The 19,183-nt window shown below is 52.9% G+C and carries 19 protein-coding genes; 14 read left to right on the top strand and 5 right to left on the bottom strand.

All coding sequences use genetic code 11. From position 1 onward, the window contains the following. Positions 1-72 precede the first annotated feature (72 nt). Both MHI42_RS33725 and MHI42_RS33730 read right to left on the bottom strand, forming a co-directional pair. Positions 73-924, bottom strand: a complete 852-nt coding sequence (locus tag MHI42_RS33725) for a GNAT family N-acetyltransferase (protein WP_342422002.1) — start codon at positions 922-924, stop codon at positions 73-75. 12 nt (positions 925-936) lie between these two features. Continuing rightward, complete coding sequence (locus tag MHI42_RS33730) at positions 937-1,212, bottom strand: GNAT family N-acetyltransferase (RefSeq protein WP_039309214.1); 276 nt, start codon at positions 1,210-1,212, stop codon at positions 937-939. A 211-nt stretch (positions 1,213-1,423) separates the two neighbouring features. On the opposite strand from MHI42_RS33730, the gene MHI42_RS33735 reads away from it, so the two are divergent. The 9 genes from MHI42_RS33735 to MHI42_RS33775 all read left to right on the top strand — a co-directional run bounded on the left by MHI42_RS33735 (position 1,424) and on the right by MHI42_RS33775 (position 12,820). Further along, positions 1,424-2,326, top strand: coding sequence for a winged helix-turn-helix domain-containing protein (locus MHI42_RS33735; RefSeq protein ID WP_342422003.1), 903 nt, complete (start codon positions 1,424-1,426; stop codon positions 2,324-2,326). 239 nt (positions 2,327-2,565) lie between these two features. Further along, a complete protein-coding gene (locus MHI42_RS33740; RefSeq protein ID WP_342422004.1) occupies positions 2,566-4,335 on the top strand; it encodes an ABC transporter substrate-binding protein in 1,770 nt (589 codons plus the stop codon). Between the two features lie 58 nt (positions 4,336-4,393). Then, complete coding sequence (locus tag MHI42_RS33745; protein WP_042138520.1) at positions 4,394-5,347, top strand: ABC transporter permease; 954 nt, start codon at positions 4,394-4,396, stop codon at positions 5,345-5,347. Between the two features lie 15 nt (positions 5,348-5,362). Continuing rightward, positions 5,363-6,286: an oligopeptide ABC transporter permease gene (gene opp4C / locus MHI42_RS33750; RefSeq protein WP_340986372.1), complete on the top strand. Its 924-nt coding sequence runs from the start codon at positions 5,363-5,365 to the stop codon at positions 6,284-6,286. A 12-nt stretch (positions 6,287-6,298) separates the two neighbouring features. Then, entirely contained in the window at positions 6,299-7,282 is a 984-nt protein-coding gene (locus MHI42_RS33755; RefSeq protein ID WP_342422005.1) for an ABC transporter ATP-binding protein, read from the top strand. Further along, positions 7,275-8,240 (top strand): oligopeptide/dipeptide ABC transporter ATP-binding protein, encoded by a 966-nt coding sequence (locus MHI42_RS33760; protein WP_171716614.1) that lies wholly within the window; start codon positions 7,275-7,277, stop codon positions 8,238-8,240. Before MHI42_RS33755 ends, MHI42_RS33760 begins: the two co-directional genes overlap by 8 nt. A 292-nt stretch (positions 8,241-8,532) precedes the next feature. Continuing rightward, the gene (locus tag MHI42_RS33765) at positions 8,533-9,147 is read left to right on the top strand and encodes a 50S ribosomal protein L25 (RefSeq protein WP_171716613.1); all 615 of its coding nucleotides are present in this window, start codon (positions 8,533-8,535) and stop codon (positions 9,145-9,147) included. Positions 9,148-9,343: 196 nt separating this feature from the next. Then, positions 9,344-10,675, top strand: coding sequence for a VWA domain-containing protein (locus MHI42_RS33770; protein WP_342422006.1), 1,332 nt, complete (start codon positions 9,344-9,346; stop codon positions 10,673-10,675). 306 nt (positions 10,676-10,981) lie between these two features. Then, on the top strand, positions 10,982-12,820 hold the full coding sequence (locus MHI42_RS33775; RefSeq protein WP_342422007.1) for a fibronectin type III domain-containing protein: 1,839 nt from the start codon (positions 10,982-10,984) through the stop codon (positions 12,818-12,820). Positions 12,821-13,118: 298 nt separating this feature from the next. Here the strand turns inward: MHI42_RS33775 and MHI42_RS33780 are convergent, their stop codons facing one another. Further along, the gene (locus tag MHI42_RS33780; RefSeq protein ID WP_342422008.1) at positions 13,119-13,268 is read right to left on the bottom strand and encodes a hypothetical protein; all 150 of its coding nucleotides are present in this window, start codon (positions 13,266-13,268) and stop codon (positions 13,119-13,121) included. Between the two features lie 363 nt (positions 13,269-13,631). Here MHI42_RS33780 and MHI42_RS33785 point away from each other — a divergent pair, with 363 nt between their 5' ends. Genes MHI42_RS33785 through MHI42_RS33795 form a run of 3 tightly spaced genes read left to right on the top strand, consistent with a single transcriptional unit; the run spans position 13,632 to position 15,632 of the window. After that, the gene (locus MHI42_RS33785) at positions 13,632-14,261 is read left to right on the top strand and encodes a YhbD family protein (protein ID WP_342422009.1); all 630 of its coding nucleotides are present in this window, start codon (positions 13,632-13,634) and stop codon (positions 14,259-14,261) included. A 14-nt stretch (positions 14,262-14,275) separates the two neighbouring features. Beyond that, the gene (locus MHI42_RS33790; RefSeq protein WP_342422010.1) at positions 14,276-14,962 is read left to right on the top strand and encodes a hypothetical protein; all 687 of its coding nucleotides are present in this window, start codon (positions 14,276-14,278) and stop codon (positions 14,960-14,962) included. Further along, entirely contained in the window at positions 14,952-15,632 is a 681-nt protein-coding gene (locus MHI42_RS33795; RefSeq protein WP_042138507.1) for a hypothetical protein, read from the top strand. The genes MHI42_RS33790 and MHI42_RS33795 overlap by 11 nt, the downstream gene beginning before the upstream one ends. Here the strand turns inward: MHI42_RS33795 and MHI42_RS33800 are convergent. Both MHI42_RS33800 and MHI42_RS33805 read right to left on the bottom strand, forming a co-directional pair. Further along, positions 15,629-16,264 carry a GyrI-like domain-containing protein gene (locus MHI42_RS33800; protein ID WP_342422011.1) on the bottom strand — a complete coding sequence of 212 codons (636 nt, stop codon included), beginning with the start codon at positions 16,262-16,264 and terminating at the stop codon, positions 15,629-15,631. The two genes, MHI42_RS33795 and MHI42_RS33800, sit on opposite strands and share 4 nt — an antisense overlap. A 696-nt stretch (positions 16,265-16,960) precedes the next feature. Next, positions 16,961-17,203 (bottom strand): hypothetical protein, encoded by a 243-nt coding sequence (locus MHI42_RS33805; RefSeq protein ID WP_342422012.1) that lies wholly within the window; start codon positions 17,201-17,203, stop codon positions 16,961-16,963. 89 nt (positions 17,204-17,292) lie between these two features. Between MHI42_RS33805 and MHI42_RS33810 the strand changes: the two genes are divergently transcribed. Continuing rightward, complete coding sequence (locus MHI42_RS33810; RefSeq protein WP_042138501.1) at positions 17,293-18,252, top strand: ABC transporter permease subunit; 960 nt, start codon at positions 17,293-17,295, stop codon at positions 18,250-18,252. A 15-nt stretch (positions 18,253-18,267) separates the two neighbouring features. Beyond that, a complete protein-coding gene (locus MHI42_RS33815) occupies positions 18,268-19,161 on the top strand; it encodes a carbohydrate ABC transporter permease (protein ID WP_171716604.1) in 894 nt (297 codons plus the stop codon). Positions 19,162-19,183 lie beyond the last annotated feature (22 nt).

Here is a 19,183-nt window from a genome sequence, read left to right on the forward strand (position 1 = left end):
AGAATGCTTCGTGATTTGTTAAATGCAATTAGTATCTGTTGTTGAACCGGCCGGCTAGGCTGGCCTTAGGGTTCAGAGCGCAGCACGGTAGTAATCCTGCTGGTTCAGAATGACGAACCCGCAGCTCTCATAGAGCTTCAGCGCATTGGGATTATCAAGGGCAACCTCGAGGTTCACACCGTTGTAATTCCGCCGTTCCCGTTCAATAGTCTGCATCAGGGCACTCCGGCCGATGCCGAGGCCGCGCAGATTCTTGTCTACGGTAAGGCCATAGATCCAGGTCTCGTTGTCCTCGGACCACAGCCGCATTTTGCCGGCTGGCTGGCCGTTCATCTCAATGATGATATGCTCCTGGGAGCCTTCGAGCTCAAGCTGCGTGTACGTTTCGGCGGCGTCTTCCTCCGTCATGTTGAATCCGTCGCAGTCGAAGGCGATTAATACCGGAGTCTCGTCTGCACGTGCAGGCCGGAGCATAACGTTACCGGCGGCTGAACTTGCTTCAGAGGCCCCCCGATTCCTGGCTGCGCCATCCCATTTCATCTGAAATTCCGCGTGGCTGAATTCCAGCTGCAGTGTCTTCAGATAAGCAGTACCTGAGGCTGAGGCCGCGGGCGTATTCAACAGCAGCGTCTTAATCTTACTGCGTGAGATGAGGGTCTGCGCCCGTTGCCAGAGCGAGCTGAAGATGCCCCGGCGGCGGTATCCCGGCCGTACCATGCCGCAGACTTCCATGTCTCCGCCGATATTGTATAACCCGATGAAGCCGACCAGCAGCTCCTCTTCATAGGTCACCAGCCATTCCACTCCGCCTGTTCCCGCCGGGAGCCTCAGCATGTCCCAATTCAGTTTGAGTGTGATGCCTTCGTATTGCTCGCAGCGCTGCTGCAGTTCTTCAATTTCTTTCAGTGTATCAGCCGTAGTCAATCTATCTTCCCCCTATGTCAGCAGATCCCGGTACTCCGTGTGCTTCTCGAATTGATGGGCCGCATACGGGCACTCAGGCACAATTTTAACTTTCTCTTCCCGGGCCAGGTCAACGACCGCCCGCACAAGCTTCTCCCCGGCACCCTGACCGCGCAGCTCTTCGGAGACATAGGTATGATCAATCACGAGGTTACCTGTAGCCTCTTCCGTTCTGTATGTAATCTCGGCAAGGTCCTTACCGTCACCAGCTATATAGAAACGTCCTTCTCCCTTAGCAATCTGTTCCATGTTTCTTCACTCCATTCCGGTGTATTGCCTATATTTTACTACCCTGCCCGGCAAAAAGCGAGAAAAGGCATGGCAGGAATGCCAGCAATATAACATGCGTATTCCATACAAGGTCAGTAAAAGCGTAATGACTTGCACATTGGCTTCCCTATGCCCTAAGATTAAGGCACTAACGCTGTAACGAATAGAAGTTGCATCAGGAGGAATAGCCATGGATTATGAGGTTGAGGTTCATTTTCAGCCGGTATATGAATTAATCAGCAGTATACATACGTTTATATGCAAGAAGGGAAGTAAAAAGATAGATCTGGGTACACCCTGGGCGGCAGAAATATCACGCGGCTTAAGCCCCGAACTTCTGGAAGCACTGGAGGAGACAGATCTCGACAATGACTGGAAGCTGCTTAATCTGCTGATCTATCTGTGTCCGGACAAAGACAGCGTGGAGCGTGTGCTGGAGTGGCTGGAAGGCCTGTCCGTAGGAGAGATGTACGAGGCTCTCGCAGGTTATGTCAGTGTATTCCCGGTACAAATGGAGCAGTACCGCAGCCGCATGGTCTTCCTGCTGTCGGAGTGGAACCGGCAATACTTCAGCAGCTGTAGTCCGGACATCATGAAGAAGCTGCAGCAGCATGCGGAGGAACGGAGACAGGCGCTGGCCGGCAGCCCGGTAGCCGATTTTGTGAATAAGACTACAAACGGATTCTATTTCATGCCGGGTGATGGTCTGCGCAGGCTTGTGCTGATCCCGCAGTTTCACTTCCAGCCGATCAATATTATCTATAATTTTGGTCCGCTGACGATCTGTCACTATGCCGGGAAAATTCAAATTGCTGAAGAGGAAATCTCGCCGTCCATGCACCGGACACTCCGCAGTCTGGGCGAGAAGAGCCGGCTGAAGATCCTGAAGTCACTGGGCGGAGAACGCAAATCGTTCACGGAAATTGCCAGACAGGCCGGCCTGTCCAAGGGCATTGTCCATGATCATATCTCCAGTCTCCGGAGCGCTGGTCTGCTCAATGCTTATATCGAAGGAGAGAACGTCACCTCTTACAGTCTGCGGCTTGAGGGGATTCAGCAGATGAATGAACAGCTGTTTACTTATTTGAAGTAAATATAGCGTTGCCTAATATTCCTGTACCTCACCAGAGCCAAAGTCTTCTCTGTTATGGAGAAGATTTTGGCTTTTTTGCTTCGATCATCCAATTTTATTCTGTTCGGGAAGAATTAATTTCAAGTTCTCTCTTTACAGAACAACTTTTACTTTCTATAATGTGAACTATCGGTCTTTAATCATACTTAGTGGGTAGGAATTGTTAGCATTTATAAAATGGAGAGAAAAGAGATGATGTCATGAGAAAAAGTACGCTTTTATTATCCTCATTGTTAATCGCAGGATCCCTGCTGCTGTCCGCGTGCTCGGAGAACGGCAACACGGATGCAGCATCCACGGACACCCCTGCAAACACGGCAGCAACAGCTGATCCGGGTGCAGCGGCTGGCGGTACGGAAGCACCGGCATCCCCGGCGGTTGTACCTGCCGGTGCGCTCAGCGAGCCTTTTACAGCAACCGATCTTACGAAGCTGCCCGCAGTCGCCCAGAAGCGCACCGATACGATCATCGTTGGTCTTACTGATCCGAGCGGGGCGTTCACCCCTTATTTCCAGGAGAGCGGCTATGACGGCAATGTATCCTCACTGCTCTATGCGTCTCTCGTGACGGTAGATGACAAGGGTGTGCCAACTCCGGAGCTTGCCGAGAGCTGGGAGGTATCGGCGGATCAGCTTACATATACGTTCCACTTGCGCAAAGACCTGAAGTTCAGTGACGGCTCACCGCTCACTGCGGATGATGTGGCGTTCACCTGGACGATCCAGTACGACAAAGCTTATGACGGAGGCTCATCACTTCCATCGCTGAAGGTGAAGGGCGGCGAAGCTTACAAAGCCGGAACTGCAGAGTCTATAGATGGCATTAAAGTCATTGATCCGCAGACAATATCGGTTACGCTGGAACAGCCCAATGCTACGGCGCTGGTGACTCTCGGCTCCAATGTGCTGTCGAAGGCTTACTATGGCAAGGACTATAAGTTCGGCCAGCTGGAGTATATCAAGAAGCTGCATGAGAAGCCGCTGGGCGACGGCCCTTATAAGCTGGAGAAATTCATTCCCGGACAAGAGGTCCGTCTTGTAGCCAATGAGAACTACTTCAAAGGCAAACCGAAGACAGAGCACTTTATCTACAAAACAACGACCGGCGATGCCTGGCAGTTCCTTGAGACGGGTGAGGTGGACTACGCATCCTTCCCGGCTACGGAAGAAAATATCGGGAAGCTGAAGGAACTAGGTTATGTGAACATACTTCCGTATACCCCAAGCACTTACGGCTACATGCAGGTCAACCTGAAGCATGAGCAGCTGAAGGATAAGCGGGTCAGACAGGCGATTGCCTATGGACTGGACCGGCAGAGCATCTATGTAGATGCTGCTGAAGGCGCGGGTGCTGTGGCCAACATTCCGGCTTCGCCGATCTCCTGGTCCTATACAGAAGAAGGGATCAACCCTTATAAATATGATCCGGACCAAGCGAACAAGCTGCTGGATGAGGCAGGCTGGAGCGTAGGGGCAGGCGGTATCCGCGAGAAGGACGGGAAGCCGCTGAGCATTCATTATCTGGCGAGCAAGAGCAAGAACTCGGATATTTTCATCGCGGTGGCCAAAGAGAACTTCGCTGCGCTCGGCATCGACTTCCAGCCGGAAATCTTCGCTGACTTCAACTCGCTGGTCTCCAAGACGGAGAGCGGGGATTATGATCTCGTGTCTTACTCCACCAGTATGCTGACTGATCCGGCGGACGGCTTCATGCAGTTCTTCGACGGTGAAATCACCGATTATGAGAATCCGAAATTCGTGGAGCTGTACAACAAAGCGCTGGCAACTACAGATATTGAACAGCGCAAAGCAGTCTATAAAGAGCTGTATCAGCTGTTCAACGATGAACTGCCGATTATTTTCACCAACTACAAGAAAACAGTATATGCCTATAACGGCCGCATCCAGAATCTATCGGTCAGTCCGTTCATCGGTCTTGCCGGCAGCCTGCCAAACTGGACTCTGAAATAAAGAATTGTTCATCCCCTGCCTGCGTCATGGGCAGGGGATGAATCCTAAGGAGCCGATCATGAGCACTTATCTGACCAAAAGAATGCTGTATATGCTGATCATCCTGTTTGCCGCATCGCTGCTGATCTTCTGCCTGTATGCACTTACCCCGGGTGATTTCATTACCGGAAATATTAAGCTGACTGCAGAGCGCAAAGCGGAGCTGCGGGAGATTTACGGCCTGAACAAGCCGGTGCTGGAACGTTACGGGACTTGGATGAACAATGCTTTTCACGGGGATTTCGGATATTCACTTGCCCAGCAGAAGCCGGTGCTTCAGCTGTTCGGTGATTATATCTGGAATTCTTTTTTGCTGGCCGCTGTCTCTACGTTCCTCACCTGGCTGATTGCTGTGATCATCGGCGTCATTTCTGCCTATAAGCAATACTCCTGGTTCGACACGCTGGTAATGATTGCGATCTTCGCGGCGATGTCGCTCCCGTCATTCTTCATCGGCCTGTTTCTGATCAAAATTCTGGCCGTTGACCTGAAATGGTTGCCGCCGGGGGGAATGATGACTACGGGCAGCAATGCCACCGGGTTCGCCTACTTCAAAGAAGTGGTGCATCATATGACCCTGCCGGTCATCGTCATGACGCTGCTGGGTCTGGGCTCATTAACCCGTTATTTCCGCAGCAATATGATCGATGTTCTCAAGCAGGACTATATCCGCACAGCCAGAGCCAAAGGGCTGAAGGAGCGGAAGGTGCTGTTCACCCATGCACTGCGCAACGCCTTGCTGCCTGCCATTACCCTGGTCGGCTTCGAGCTGCCCGCGCTGTTCGGGGGTTCGATTATTATCGAGCAAATCTTTAACTGGCCCGGCATCGGCCAATTGTATATGAAGTCCTTCGGGCTTAGGGATTACCCGCTGCTGATGGGCTTCACGATGTTTCTGGCTATTCTGACCGTAATCGGAACACTGCTCTCGGATATTCTGTACCGGGTGGCTGATCCGCGTGTCCGGTTATAGGAGGGGGAGGATCTTATGGCAGCTGACAGCAGAGTAAGTGAAATAACGGCCCCAAGGGTCAACCTGCGGAAATCTTCCCTGTTCCGGCAATCCCTGCGGAGGCTTCTGCACAACAAGCTGGCGGTGGCGGGCTTCGCGGTTGTCTTATTTATGTTTGTGTTATGTTTCATCGGCCCGTTCTTCTCGCCGTATACGGATAACAAAATCAATATGGCGATGATGAACAAGGCCCCGAATCTGCAGCATTGGCTGGGGACAGACGCGCTGGGACGGGATATCTTAACCCGGGTCATGCAGGCCGGGCGTATCTCTCTTACGGTGGGTCTGGCTTCCATGGTGCTGTCTGTGTTCCTTGGAGCGCTGCTCGGTGCGGTTGCCGGATATTACGGCGGTCTGCTGGACCAGATCATTATGCGGATCGCCGATCTGCTGATGACTATTCCCGGCCTTCCGCTGCTGTTCATCTTCGGTGCGCTGCTCTCGGAATGGAAGATTCCGACGGATTACCGGATGTACATTGTCATGCTCATGCTGAGCATGGTGAACTGGCCGGGGCTGGCGCGGATGGTACGGGGACAGATGCTCAGCCTGCGGGAACGCGAATTCATGCAGGCCGCCGTGGTGCTGGGTCTGCGCGACCGCAGGAAGCTGTTTGGCCATCTGCTGCCCAATATTGTTCCGCTGCTGATCGTCATGGCAACGCTGAATATCGGCGGTGCGATTCTCAGTGAATCGGTGCTTAGCTTCTTCGGGCTGGGGGTTATGCCGCCTACGCCGACCTGGGGCAACATGATTGACGCGGCGAATAATATCCTCGATTTCCAGGACCGGCCATGGCTGTGGATTCCGCCGGGGTTATCGATTTTTGCCACGGTTATTGCGATTAATATCTTTGGTGACGGCCTCAGAGACGTGCTTGATCCTAAACAGAAGAGGTAGGTGGCCATAACGATGGAGCCTTTAATGAATATAGACCGTCTAAGCACCGTGTTCTTCACAGAGGACGGGAAGGTGACCGCGGTTGATGAGGTAAGCTTCAGTATCCGGGAAGGCGAGACGGTCTGCATTGTCGGTGAATCCGGCTGCGGCAAAAGTGTCACCGCCATGTCGATTATGGGGCTGGTGGAGGAGCCGGGCGGTAAGGTTGCCGGGGGGAGCATTGATTTCCGGGGAGAAGATTTACTCCGGCTGGACAAAAATACGCTGCGCAGCATCCGCGGCAACGAGATCGCCATGATTTTTCAGGAGCCGATGTCGTCGCTCAATCCGGTCATGAGGATTGGTGAGCAGATCATGGAGCCGCTCCTGGTTCATCTCAGAATGAACAAGAAGCAAGCCCGGGCCCGGGCTATTGAACTGATCACCCAGGTGGGGATATCCCGTCCGGAACAGATTATGGGCAGCTATCCCCACGAGCTGAGCGGAGGCATGCTGCAGCGGATTATGATTGCAATCGCAATCTCCTGCGGGCCCAAGCTGCTGATTGCGGACGAGCCGACGACCGCGCTGGATGTGACGATTCAGGCGCAAATCCTTGATCTGCTGCGCGGGTTCAAAGAGGACTCGGGTATGTCGATCCTGCTGATTACCCATGATCTTGGCGTAGTGGCCGAGATGGCCGATTATGTCATCGTCATGTACTCCGGCCAGATCGTTGAAGAGGGTGGTGTGGTAGAGCTGTTCCAGAATCCCAAGCATCCGTATACGCGGGGGCTGCTGAAGTCCAAGCCCGTCATGGGCCAGCGTCTGGAGGAGCTCTATTCCATTCCCGGCCAGGTGCCCAGTCCGCTTGCGCTTGAGCCTTCGTGCTACTTCCATGACCGGTGCGGACATTGCATGGACGTCTGCCGCACCCGCCAGCCGCAGCTGCAGGAGACCGGAAGCGGGCAGAAGGTAGCCTGCTGGCTGTATGAGGAGGCGGAAGTGTATGTCTGAAGCGCTGCTGGAAGTTAAATCTCTGAAGAAGTACTTCCCGGTAAAACAAGGGCTGCTGGGCCGCACAGTGGGGCATGTGAAGGCGGTGGACGACATCAGCATCACGCTTCAGCCGGGCGAGACCTTCGGCCTGGTGGGCGAATCCGGCAGCGGTAAGAGCACGGTGGGACGGACAGTGCTGCGGCTGACGGATAAAACGGACGGTGAGGTAAAGTTCAAGGGAGTGGATATCCACAGCCTGTCCGCTGCGGACATGCGCCTGATCCGGCCGCAGATGCAGCTGATCTTCCAGGACCCTTACAGTGCGCTTAATCCGCGGGTGAGGGTCGGCGATGCAATAGGCGAAGCGCTGCTGGACCATGGATTATGCACGAGGGGGGAGGTGCGGGAGCTGGTGCTGGAGGCCATGGTGGCCTGCGGCTTATCTTCTTATCATATCGACCGTTTCCCGCATGAATTCTCCGGCGGACAGCGCCAGCGGATCGGCATTGCCCGGGCGCTAATCCTGAATCCGGAGCTGATTATTGCGGATGAGCCGGTGTCGGCGCTCGATGTATCAATTCAGGCGCAGATTATCAATCTGTTCAGCAAGCTGCAGCAGAGCAAAGGCCTGGCCTATCTGTTCATTTCCCATGATCTTAGCGTAGTGGAGCATCTATGCTCCAGGATCGGCGTGATGTATCTGGGATCGATGGTGGAGACCGCCTCCAGGGATGAGCTGTTCCAGCATCCGCTGCATCCCTATACGAAGGCGCTGCTGTCTGCCGTACCCGTGCCGGTCCCCCGGCTGAAGCGGGAGCGGATCGTGCTGAAAGGCGATATTCCAAGCCCGGCGAATCCGCCTTCAGGCTGCAAATTTCATACGCGCTGCCCTTTTGCCGTAGAGGTCTGCAAGGCGGAGATTCCGCTGTTCCGGGACGCTGGCGCAGGACATTTTGTAGCCTGTCATTTAGTATAATAAATATTAAATATGGATTTAAATTGAATATCCACCTATTTTGACTTGCCTACTTCCCAGTGCTATACTGATTCCACAGCAGGCAAATATGGTTAATAAGAGACTGATTAGACTTAAGACATCTAATTGGTCTTGTTTTTTATTACCTGAGCAATAAGCCAGTATTGTACGAAGAACCATCACTTGCAGCTATGCTGACACCACTTGGCGGATGCTTGCAGGCCAGCTTTGTTCAGCATCAGAAGCTGCCCCTGAAAGTATGCACCGCTAAAAAACCTTTAGGAGGAATATCATGAATACCACAGTACGCTTGACAGAAAGATCCGGCTCTACCTCTTCCCAGCGCAGCAAAGGCCTTGTACCGGTCGTCGTCTACGGTGCAGGTTCAGATACCCAGTCCTTTACAGCAGAAGCCAAAACATTGAATGAGATTCTCGGCAAAAACCCGCGGGCGATCCTGAAAGTGGAATTCCCCGGTTCAGGCTCCAAAAATGCGGTCATTCAGGAAGTACAGCGCCAGCCGCTGTCACGTTCCTTGCTCCATGTAGACTTGCAGCAGATTGATATGAAGGCAGAACTGGACACCAAGGTTGCGTTCCACTTCACCGGCGATCCTGTCGGTGTCAAGAGCGGCGGCGTCCAGCAGGTAGAGCTCTATGAGCTGGATATCCGTACTTTGCCGGACAAGCTGACCGCTTCCTTCGAGGTGGATATCAGCGGACTCGACATCGGTGATCAATTGCTGGTCTCCGATCTGCCGAAGCATGAAGGCTGGGAGATCCTTACCCCTGAGGATACGCTGATCGTGCGGATCTCACCTCCGCTTGTCCTTGAAGAGCCTGCTGATGCAGATGCTGCTGAACCAGCAGCGGCAGAAGCAGCTGATGAAGGCAAGACAGAAGAGTAACTTATCATGTATTTATAGTCCAGTTCATTGGACAAGCCGCACCACAGTCCGTTAAGACCGGCTGATATGCGGATCATAAGCTTGATCAACTGGGAGCAGACATATCCTCATCAGGGAGTTGTCTGCTCCTTTTTGCTAAATAGCGGAATCCTGCAATCATCTATTATACCTTGTGAAAGTAAGGGAGAGTGCATTCATGAATCTGAATATCGTTAAGCTGGTCACCGGCTCCAATGCCAAGCTGGATGAAGCCTCGCCGCAGGCGACGGTGAAGATTTCCTGCAGCAGCTCACCGGCGGAGCTGGATATCAGCTGTTTCATGGTCGGGGAGAACGGCAAGGTTACGTCCGATGATTATTTCATCTTCTACAACCAGCCCGCCGATCCCAAGCGGATCGTAGAGTTCAATGCCATCGACAAGTACAGCGGCGAGTTTGCCATTGACCTGCATGCGCTGCGGCAATCTGCGGTTGCCAAATGCGTTTTCGCAGCCACGCTGGACGGGCCGGGGACTTTTGCCGATGTCAGGGGCTGCAGAATCAGTGCGGCTGCGGCCAACACGGAGCTGGTGTATGAAATAAATCAGAGTAATGCCGAGACCTCGCTGGTGCTGGCAGAGTTATACCGTCACGGCGAAGGCTTCAAGCTTAGAGCTGTCGGCCGGGGGTTTCACGGCGGTCTGAAGCCGCTGGCTGAAGCGCACGGAGTCGAGGTGGAGGACGAAGAGCCGGAGAACAGCAGCAAGACGGAGGCTGAAGTGATGCAGGGTCACACGGAAGCTGCTGCTACATATAGCGGAACCGAGGGAAGTGTGGCGCAGGAGACGGCTTCCCGGCCCCCGCTGAACTTAACGAAGATTGACCTGCTGAAGCAGAAGGTCGGAATCTCGCTGCGCAAGAAGAATCTGGAGCAGGAGAAGGCCAGGGTGGCCGTTGTGTTCGATGCGTCAGGTTCCATGTCCGGGCTGTATTCGAGGGGCGTTGTTCAGCGGGCATTTGAGCGGATTCTGGCCGTGGCAGCCAGCATGGATGACGACGGCAGGCTGGATGTATGGTTCTTCGCGACCAAGAGCAAGCGGATGCCGAGTGTAGATGAGCACGGGTACGAGGATTATGTGAAGAGAACATACCCGGGGCCGAAGATGTTCGGCGGGCTGGGCATCGGCAATAATGAGCCGGTGGTTATGGCTGATATTATCAAGAAGTACACGAAGGAAGAGCCGGGCGCTCTGCCTGCTTATATTGTGTTCTTCAGTGACGGCGGAATTTATGAGACACCGAAGATCTCGAAGCTGCTGATCCAAAGCTCGAAGCATAACATCTTCTGGCAGTTTGTCGGGCTCGGCAATGCGGACTATGGTGTGCTGCGTGAGCTCGATGATCTGCAGGGCCGTTATGTCGATAATGCCGATTTCTTTGCGCTGGACGATCTGGATGAGGTCAGTGATGAGGATTTGTATGACCGCCTGTTTAATGAGTATCCCAAGTGGCTGCGTGAAGCCCGGGAGAAGGGTGTCCTGCGCTCATAGAGCTCAGCTGAAATAAGAGTAAGGCTCCGGAGCGTTAATCAACATTCCGGAGCTTTTTTTGCATGCCTTGCTGTCAAAAAATGCATATTAACGAATTCCGCAGAAACCTATTCAGGACTTTCGCTTTGTCGAAAAAAGGGGCGAACGGGTGTTTCGCCTCATTTAGTAAAAATGTCCCAGTTTTAGATTGACGAAAGCGCTATCAGAGCTGAGAATGAGGATAAATACCATGGTATGGCATAGCTTCACCCGCTTTTCCGCCCTTTGAAAACGCTTTAGTAATAGATCGACCAAGGAGGAATATGGATGAAAAGAAAGCTGATTCTCTTCCTGATGACCGCCGTGCTGATTCTGGGCGCTTCACTGCCCGCTGCCGGTATTGCCCGCGCGGATGCGGTAAGTGATGCTTCAAACCGGGCGCTGACCTGGCTGCAGGTGCAGCAGGATGCAACGGCCGGCTATGCTTTTGACGGATTGGTTGACAGCTTCGAGGATTTCTGGGGTCCGGACAATCCCAAGCAAATTGTCTATACGTATGATCAGGCCGTCGCAGCCATCGCTTTCATCGTCAAAGGGGAACGGACCCGGGCCGAGAAGGTGCTGAACAAAATGCGTGACATTCAGGACCCGTCCGGCTATTGGCTGAACTCCTACTGGTATAACAATGGCTATGGCGAAGAAATCCGCAAGCATGTCGGACCTGTATCCTGGATGGCCATGGCGGCTATGGCTTATGAGAAGCAGTATAATGATACCCGCTATCGTCCGATGGCGCTCAAGGCGCTGGACTGGTGCCTGACTTACTCCAAAGCAAACGGCGGGATCGCCGGTGGCTGGAGCGCATGGAGCAATTCGGATGAGCCCTGGAGCTCGACGGAGCATAATATCGATCTGTACCGCGTGCTGCAGTACTATGCTTCTGTTGATTCCAGCAAAACGGCATCCTATACAGCAGCGGCAACGGGTGTGAAGAGCTTCCTGGACAATGTGGTCTGGGATGATGCGGCTAAGCGCTTCAAGGGCGGCTGGAAGAATGATACGAACCTGATCGATCCCAAAATCCCGCTGGATGTGAATCCCTGGGGAGTGCTCGCCCTCGGGCTGAACGGAACGCGCAACTACGGGGCAAGCCTGACCTATGTGGAGAACGCGGCCGGTACACCGGGAACACTGGCTAATCCGCGCTATAAGCAGACCCTGACCTATAACGATGCCGGAAATACACTGTCCGGGTATGATTTTGACTGGACGGATGAAGTGCTCCCGGCGTATGACGACAACGGCAATCAGATTGGCAATACGGGGGCGGATGTGTGGCTGGAGGGAACGGCTTTTATGTCGCTTGCCTACTACATGCAGGGAAATACAACGAAGGCGAATGCCATCAACACGGAGATTATCAAAAAACAGGGAACCAGCGGCCCGTCGCTCGGCGGAATCCCTTATTCCCTCAAGGGGACAAGCAACAGCTACTGGGTGATGGCCCAGCAGAACTGTGTATCGAGCACCGGGTGGCTGATCCTCTCGCTGCACCGGTTCAACCCGTTCACCGGCCAGTATCTGACTGGAGGCAGCAATCCTGGAGATACTACAGCCCCTACGTTACCAGGGAATCTGGCCTCAACAGGTAAAACAGACACGACGGTCAGCCTCAGCTGGTCGCCATCCACCGATAACACGGGAGTAACCGGCTATTACGTGTACCGCGGCGGCACCCAGGCGGCTTCTGTTACCGGAACTACTGCAACCGTCAGCGGACTGACAGCTTCAACGGCATACACCTTCACGGTAAAAGCGGCCGATGCCGCAGGCAACCTCTCCGCTGCTAGTAATGCCGTGACTGTAACCACGAATGCTTCCGGCGGCAGCGGGAATCACGTGACAGCGGATTATACGGCAGGCGTAACCAAGGTATCGGCTGCTGAGGCCAGCATCTTCATCACACCAGTGACATCAGCCTTGTACGTTGATGTCCACTATAAGGTGAACGGCGGCGCACAGCTGAATTACCGCATGACGCTGTCTTCGGGAACCTGGCGCCAGACGGTAAGCGGCCTCAGCACCGGCAGCAGCATTGAATATTGGTTCACCTACGAGAAATCCGGCCCGCAGTACGATTCGCCGCATTACACTTATGTGCAATAAGCAGCGAATTGCGGCGCGGAATAGAGCTATTGTCATGAAGTAAGCAGGAGTAGCCAGGCAGCCAATGGGTTGCCTGGTTTTTTTGATGCCTTTGTCACCGGATTTCCACCGCGAACAGCGGTAATCATCAAGTAATCCGGGGGCGGGCAGCGGCCGGAAGTCCAAATGTTCACCGCAGTGGTTATCATATGATACCAATCCTTAATGCCTGTAAAAAGTTGCGCTTCCGGGCGGCTGCTTTTGTCACGGGAATTTCCCCGTTTATCCGCTTTCCGGGGCAGGGAGCTGGCAGCTTCTCCTAGCCGGATGTTTCTAGCTGACTTTTCCTGAAATGCTGCACATAATACAACATTTCCCTCCATATGCCGGCCCAAATCCAACATTGTTGTATAAAGTGCAGGATTTCACCTGATTCAAGCGACTTATCGGGAATATTGTTGTATTCCATACAACAATCCTCCCGAACACCCGGCTATCCAGCAATCAATGTTGCAAAACGTACAACATTTATGTCTACACGTCTACAGTGCTTCCTGACTCTAAGAAGTCCCAAGTCAGCCGGTAACGCATCAAGAGTAAGAAATTGAAATTGACGTGTTCCGCCAGTCCCGCAGCGGCTAACCGGCAACTTGTACTGACAGGGAAAAGCTGTGGGGAATTATTAAGCTGGAGGAGAGGGATGTCAGGACTTGTCTGCCGAATTCCACTGTGAACCTCAGTATGAATTCAAGAAAGTATATAAAGAGTAAGAGATGCTTGTTTATTTACAACGTAACAGTGTTATGTTACGATGGTCGCAAGGAGTGATCGTATGGAAGAGGAGCTAATATCCAAGAAGGACCTGCTGGATGAAACCGGCATCTCATACGGCCAGTTATACCGCTGGAAGAGGAAACAATTGATTCCTGAGGAATGGTTCATCCGCAAGTCCACGTTTACCGGACAAGAGACTTTTTTCCCGCGGGAACGAATACTGGGGCGGGTGCAGCATATTTTGCAGAAGAAAGATGATCTTTCTCTTGATGAACTCGCTGGAAAGCTGTCAGAGCCGTTGTCTCAGCATCAGGTCATATTAACAGTAGCGCAGCTAAGGGAACGTAACATTGTTTCGAACAGTAGCCTGGAGCGGTTCGGCAGGCCGGACAGTGAAGGGATGCAGCTAACCTTTGAGCAGATTCTGAATCTGTTCACTGTAGATCTGCTGCTGAGCAAGGGGGAGCTGAATCTGGAGGAAGCAGACCGGCTCTATCTGACACTTGGAGTGCATACCCCGGGATTTGCGGGAAAGAACTGGGAGCTGTTTTTTGTACGGAAGATGGGGGTCAGCTTCTATCTGCTGGCGCTGTCCGGGGCAGAGCTGGCCTTCGATGAAGGAGTCCGGGTAGTCAGCAGGCTTAGTCTCGCCGATCTGACGGAACAATTGAAAGTAAGATTAAGCTAATGGGAGGACTGGCAATGGAGAAGAAGGAGCTGCCGGATTTGCAGATGGATGGGGTCAATACAGCCGCCGGAGGCAAATATAACAAGGTGAATATCAACGGCGTAAGCAAGATTAACGGAGCGCTGAGCGCGCATACCTATAAATGTGACGGTGTAATGAAGATGAACGGTGATCTTGCCGCGGAAGAGGTGGAGATTAACGGTAATTTCAGACTGAAGGGCAACCTCCAGGCTGGTGTAATGAAGCTGAACGGTGTGCTGACCGGAGACGGCAGTCTGCGGGGAGAGCGCTGTGATCTGGATGGCATGCTGAAGCTGAAAGGCAATTGTGAGGTTGAGGAGCTGATTGGTGAAGGGGTATTTACTGTAGGCGGGCTGCTCAGTGCAGGGCGGATAGAATTCGGGCTTCATGGTTTGGCAGAGGCCGGCGAAATTGGGGTGGAGAGCCTGATTATCCGCAAAACCGGCTCCGCAGCCTGGGGCAGGCTGTTAGGAGGGATCATTCCCAAGTTCAAACTGGAGCTGCGCGCCAAGCTCATTGAAGGCGATTATATTGATCTGGAATATACAACGGCGGATGTGGTCCGGGGCGGCACCGTCATTATCGGGGAAGGCTGCAGCATCGGCCGGGTCGAATATAGAACGGGACTGACAGTACATCCCGGAGCCCGTGTGGAGAAGGAGGAGAAGAATGGTGCATGATTCCGTAACGCGCAATGATCTGAAGATATTGGGGACCTCCAGTTCTGTTGGCGGGCATTTCAAGGATGTCAAAGTGACCGGAGAATGTAAATTTACCGGGGATGTGGATTGCCTGAAGTTCAGCCAGACCGGAGAGATCAAAGTGGACGGCAATCTGCGGCTGCAGCATATGAAGATTACCGGAGAGTGTGAGGTTAAGGGGCGGATCGACGGAGCCAGTCTGCGCGGACAAGGTCAGCTCACGGCAGGCACCGGGCTGCGTATAGAAGAAATCAAACTAACCGGCGGGATTATGGTTACCGGAGATTGCGAGGCAGAGGAACTGCAGCTTACCGGAATCATTGAGGTAAGCGGACTGCTTAATGCGGGGAAGCTCGAACTGGGATTGTTTGGCCCCTGCAGAGCGGATGCGGTCGGCGGCAGCAGCATTTCTATCAAACGCAACCGGACCGGAGCCTTGCTGAGGCCCGGACAAGGCAAGAAAATGAGTTTTCAGGCCCGGCTGATTGAAGGGGACCAGATTGAGCTGCAGAGTACGCAGGCGCAGACTGTGCGGGGCGGAAGGGTTATCATCGGCACAGGCTGCGAGATCGATACAGTGGAATACCGTGATACCCTAGAGATTCATAAGAGTGCAACGGTACGGAATCCGGTGAAATTACTGCGTTAATTCTGGCGTGATACCTTGAACCTCAGCACTGTTCTCAGCTTCTCCGGCTGGACCCGGCGGGCATCCGAAATATAGATTTCCCGGTGAAGATGAGAAATCCGCTGCAGCCCCTGCTCCGCACAATATTGTTCCATCCTTGCGAAGCTGTGCGGTTCATCATCATAAGGTCCGGTATGAAGCATTTGTACACTGAGGCCGTCTTCGAAGCTATCGAAGGCGGCTTTGTGCAGCAGCGGATGCGGCTTGCTGTGCTTGACCTTCTCCAGCACTTCAGCGGCAAGCTCCGGGGTTACAAAATCCGGCTGACGGATCATCAGGGTGTACACCAATTCGTCTTTATCAAGGACCGTTTTCTTACGGCCGGCTTCGCTGAGATCCCACACACCTTCCAGCGGGAAGACCGTATAGTCGTAATACCCATCCGGTTCCGGCCCTTTTTTGGGCAGCATCTTAATGGCATAAGAGAGGGAGTACAGTACGCCGACGGCTTCAGCGAAAGGCGCAGCATTCGGATTGCCTTCACCCCGCAGTATGAAATAATTATAGGCGGGCACTTGAATCAGCGCGGGTTCGGCAGCGGGCAGGTAAAGAGATTTGTCTTGTTTTCTCCATTCAACTTTCAACCGGATCACCTCGTCATTATTATTCTGCTATATGAAGGATACCATGCTGAACTGGACAGGTGTATGTCATGTTGGCAGGCAGCCGGTAGTACAATAGCGCTGCGGAGGCAAGAGCTGGGAGGATTTCCGTTGAACGGACAAATTGAATTAGTTACCAATGCCAAGGCTGCGCTTGGTGAAGGACCGCATTGGGATCATCTAGAGGGCAAACTGTATTGAGTGGATATTGACGGCAGGGAATTGCGGGCATATGACCCCGCTGCGGGTACGGAAGACATCCATTACTTTGATCAAAGAGTAGGGGCAGCAGTACCGGATTAATGTTTTACATAGATACACTGACCTTCACGGTCGATGCGATGGACTATTCGCTTCAGGATGGCTCGGATAAGCTGCCGCAGACCGGTGATCCGGTTCGCCGGATAGTATAACATCAGATTTAAACTTGTGAGAACACTTAGGTAAATCGCTTGCTGAGGGGTTGCAGTGACCCTGATTACGGTAGTTCCTCCGGTAGGCTTAACTGTACTTTGTACAACTAAAACATCTGATTTACAACCGATTATCGGTTTAGTTGTATTTCGTGCAATTAAACTGCCATATGTTGAACGATTAGCACCCATTCGGGAGATTTAGTTGTACAGAATACAGTTAAAGGATGAAAGCAAGCTTTTTCGCTGTTTTTAATTGCACATTTTACAACTATTACATGCTGCGATAGAGGATCAACATCAACGTACATCTCTGGTTCTGATATTGTGCTAGTTGGATATGGATACCATGAATATCTCCATTCAATTCAGGTAAGATCAGGTGTTGTCTATCGGCAGGAGTGCTGCTGATGGGCAACATCTTTTTTGGCTGCAGGTTTGAGAAAATGGTCCGCTGAGCTGTGAAAATGGTCATCTGCGCTGTGAAAATGGTCCGATAGCCTCCTACCGCTGTCACGCGCCGGGCGCCGTTCCTCTCTCCTGATAGCAGGCAGCTTTCTGCTAGACTGAAAGCGCAAACAAAATCTGGATATAGGAGATTTCGATATGGGAGTACCCTCTGGTGAACTGCTGCATGGTGTGGAGCCGGCCCCGCCGCCCCGCAGGAAGCTGCAGAACAAATACAAGCTGTTTTTCATGGCGCTTCCGTTTCTGGCGGTCACTTTTATTTTCTACTATTTGCCGATAAGCGGATGGATTTATGCCTTCTATGATTTCATTCCCGGCATTCCCCTGTCGGACACGCCCTTTGTCGGCCTGAAATGGTTCAGGACCATTGTTGCTAATCCGACTCAGACAGCTGAGGTGCTGCGGGTGCTGAAGAATACGGTTGCGATGAGCTCACTCGGGCTGGTGACCTCAGTGTTTCCCGTAATCTTTGCCATTCTGCTGACCGAGGTCCGGTCAGGCTGGTACCGCAAGCTGGTGCAGACGCTGACCACGATTCCGAATTTCATCAGCTGGATTCTCGTCTATGCGCTGGCCTTCTCGCTGTTCTCCGTAGACAGCGGCGTGGTGAATCACCTGCTGGTCCAGTTCGGCTTCGCGGATGAAGGCTTCAACTTCCTGGCCTCCAGCTCCCATGTCTGGATCACGATGATCGCCTGGTACTGGTGGAAGTCGCTGGGCTGGGGAGCGATCCTGTACCTTGCGGCCATTGCCGGAATTGACCAGGAGCTGTATGAAGCGGCGGAAGTGGATGGAGCCAGCCGTTTCCGCAAGATCTGGCATATCACGGTACCCGGCATCATTCCTACCTTCTTCGTCCTGCTGCTGCTCTCGATCGGTAACTTTGTGAATAACGGAATGGAGCAGTATTTCGCCTTCCAGAATGCGATGAACAAGGACACGATCGAGGTGCTGGACCTCTACGTGTACAATATCGCTTTTGCCAACAACTTCCCGTTCGCAACGGCGGTCAGCATGCTGAAGTCGGTGGTCAGCGTTATCCTGCTGTTCGCGGCCAATACACTCTCGAAGATTGTGCGTGACGAATCCATTATTTAAGGGCGGTGATTCCACATGCGGAACAAGCTTAAACCGGGCAATGCCCTCTTTCAGGGAATCATCTATCTGCTCTTCGGATTATTCACCCTGAGCTGTATTTATCCATTCTATTATCTGTTCATTAACACGATTAGCTCCAATGATCTAAGCGCCGGAGGGTATATCAAATTCTATCCGCGGCAGATTCATTTCGACAACTACTTCAAGGTGCTGAAGATCAGCGGGCTAAGCCACGCGGCACTGGTCTCGGTCTATAGAACAGTAGTCGGCACGTTCCTGACGGTTGGGGCATCGGCTTTTCTCGGCTATCTGTTTACCAAGAAAGAAATGTGGGGCCGGCAGATCTGGTACCGCAGTATTGTGGTCACGATGTATTTCAGCGCGGGGCTGATCCCCTGGTACATCACGATGCACAATCTGCATCTGACCAACAATTATCTGGCCTATATTCTGCCGACGATTATTACCCCGTTCAACATTATTCTGGTCAAAACCTTCGTGGAGGCAATCCCGCCTTCCCTGGAGGAATCGGCAGCGATGGACGGTGCTGGATACCTGCGGGTATTCTGGAGCATCATTGTGCCGCTGACCACGCCGATTCTGGCGACGATTACGATTTTCTCGGCGGTGAACCAGTGGAACTCCTTCATTGATACGGCGTTCCTGATGACCGACACGAAATATTACACGCTGCAGTTCCTGCTCTGGCGGTATTTGAACGAATCCAGCTCGCTCGCCGCGCTGATCCGCAATTCACCGGATATGGCGGCCAGCATCCAGAATATGCAGACTCCGACGTCGGTGCGGATGACGGTAACGATGATCGTAGTCCTGCCGATTCTGATTGTGTATCCGTTCTTTCAGCGTTTCTTCGTCAAAGGCATCATGATCGGGGCCGTCAAAGGCTGACCGAACTAATATATCAGGGGGT

Source organism: Paenibacillus sp. FSL E2-0178 (genome assembly GCF_038593005.1).
Lineage (GTDB): Bacteria > Bacillota > Bacilli > Paenibacillales > Paenibacillaceae > Paenibacillus_AQ > Paenibacillus_AQ phytohabitans.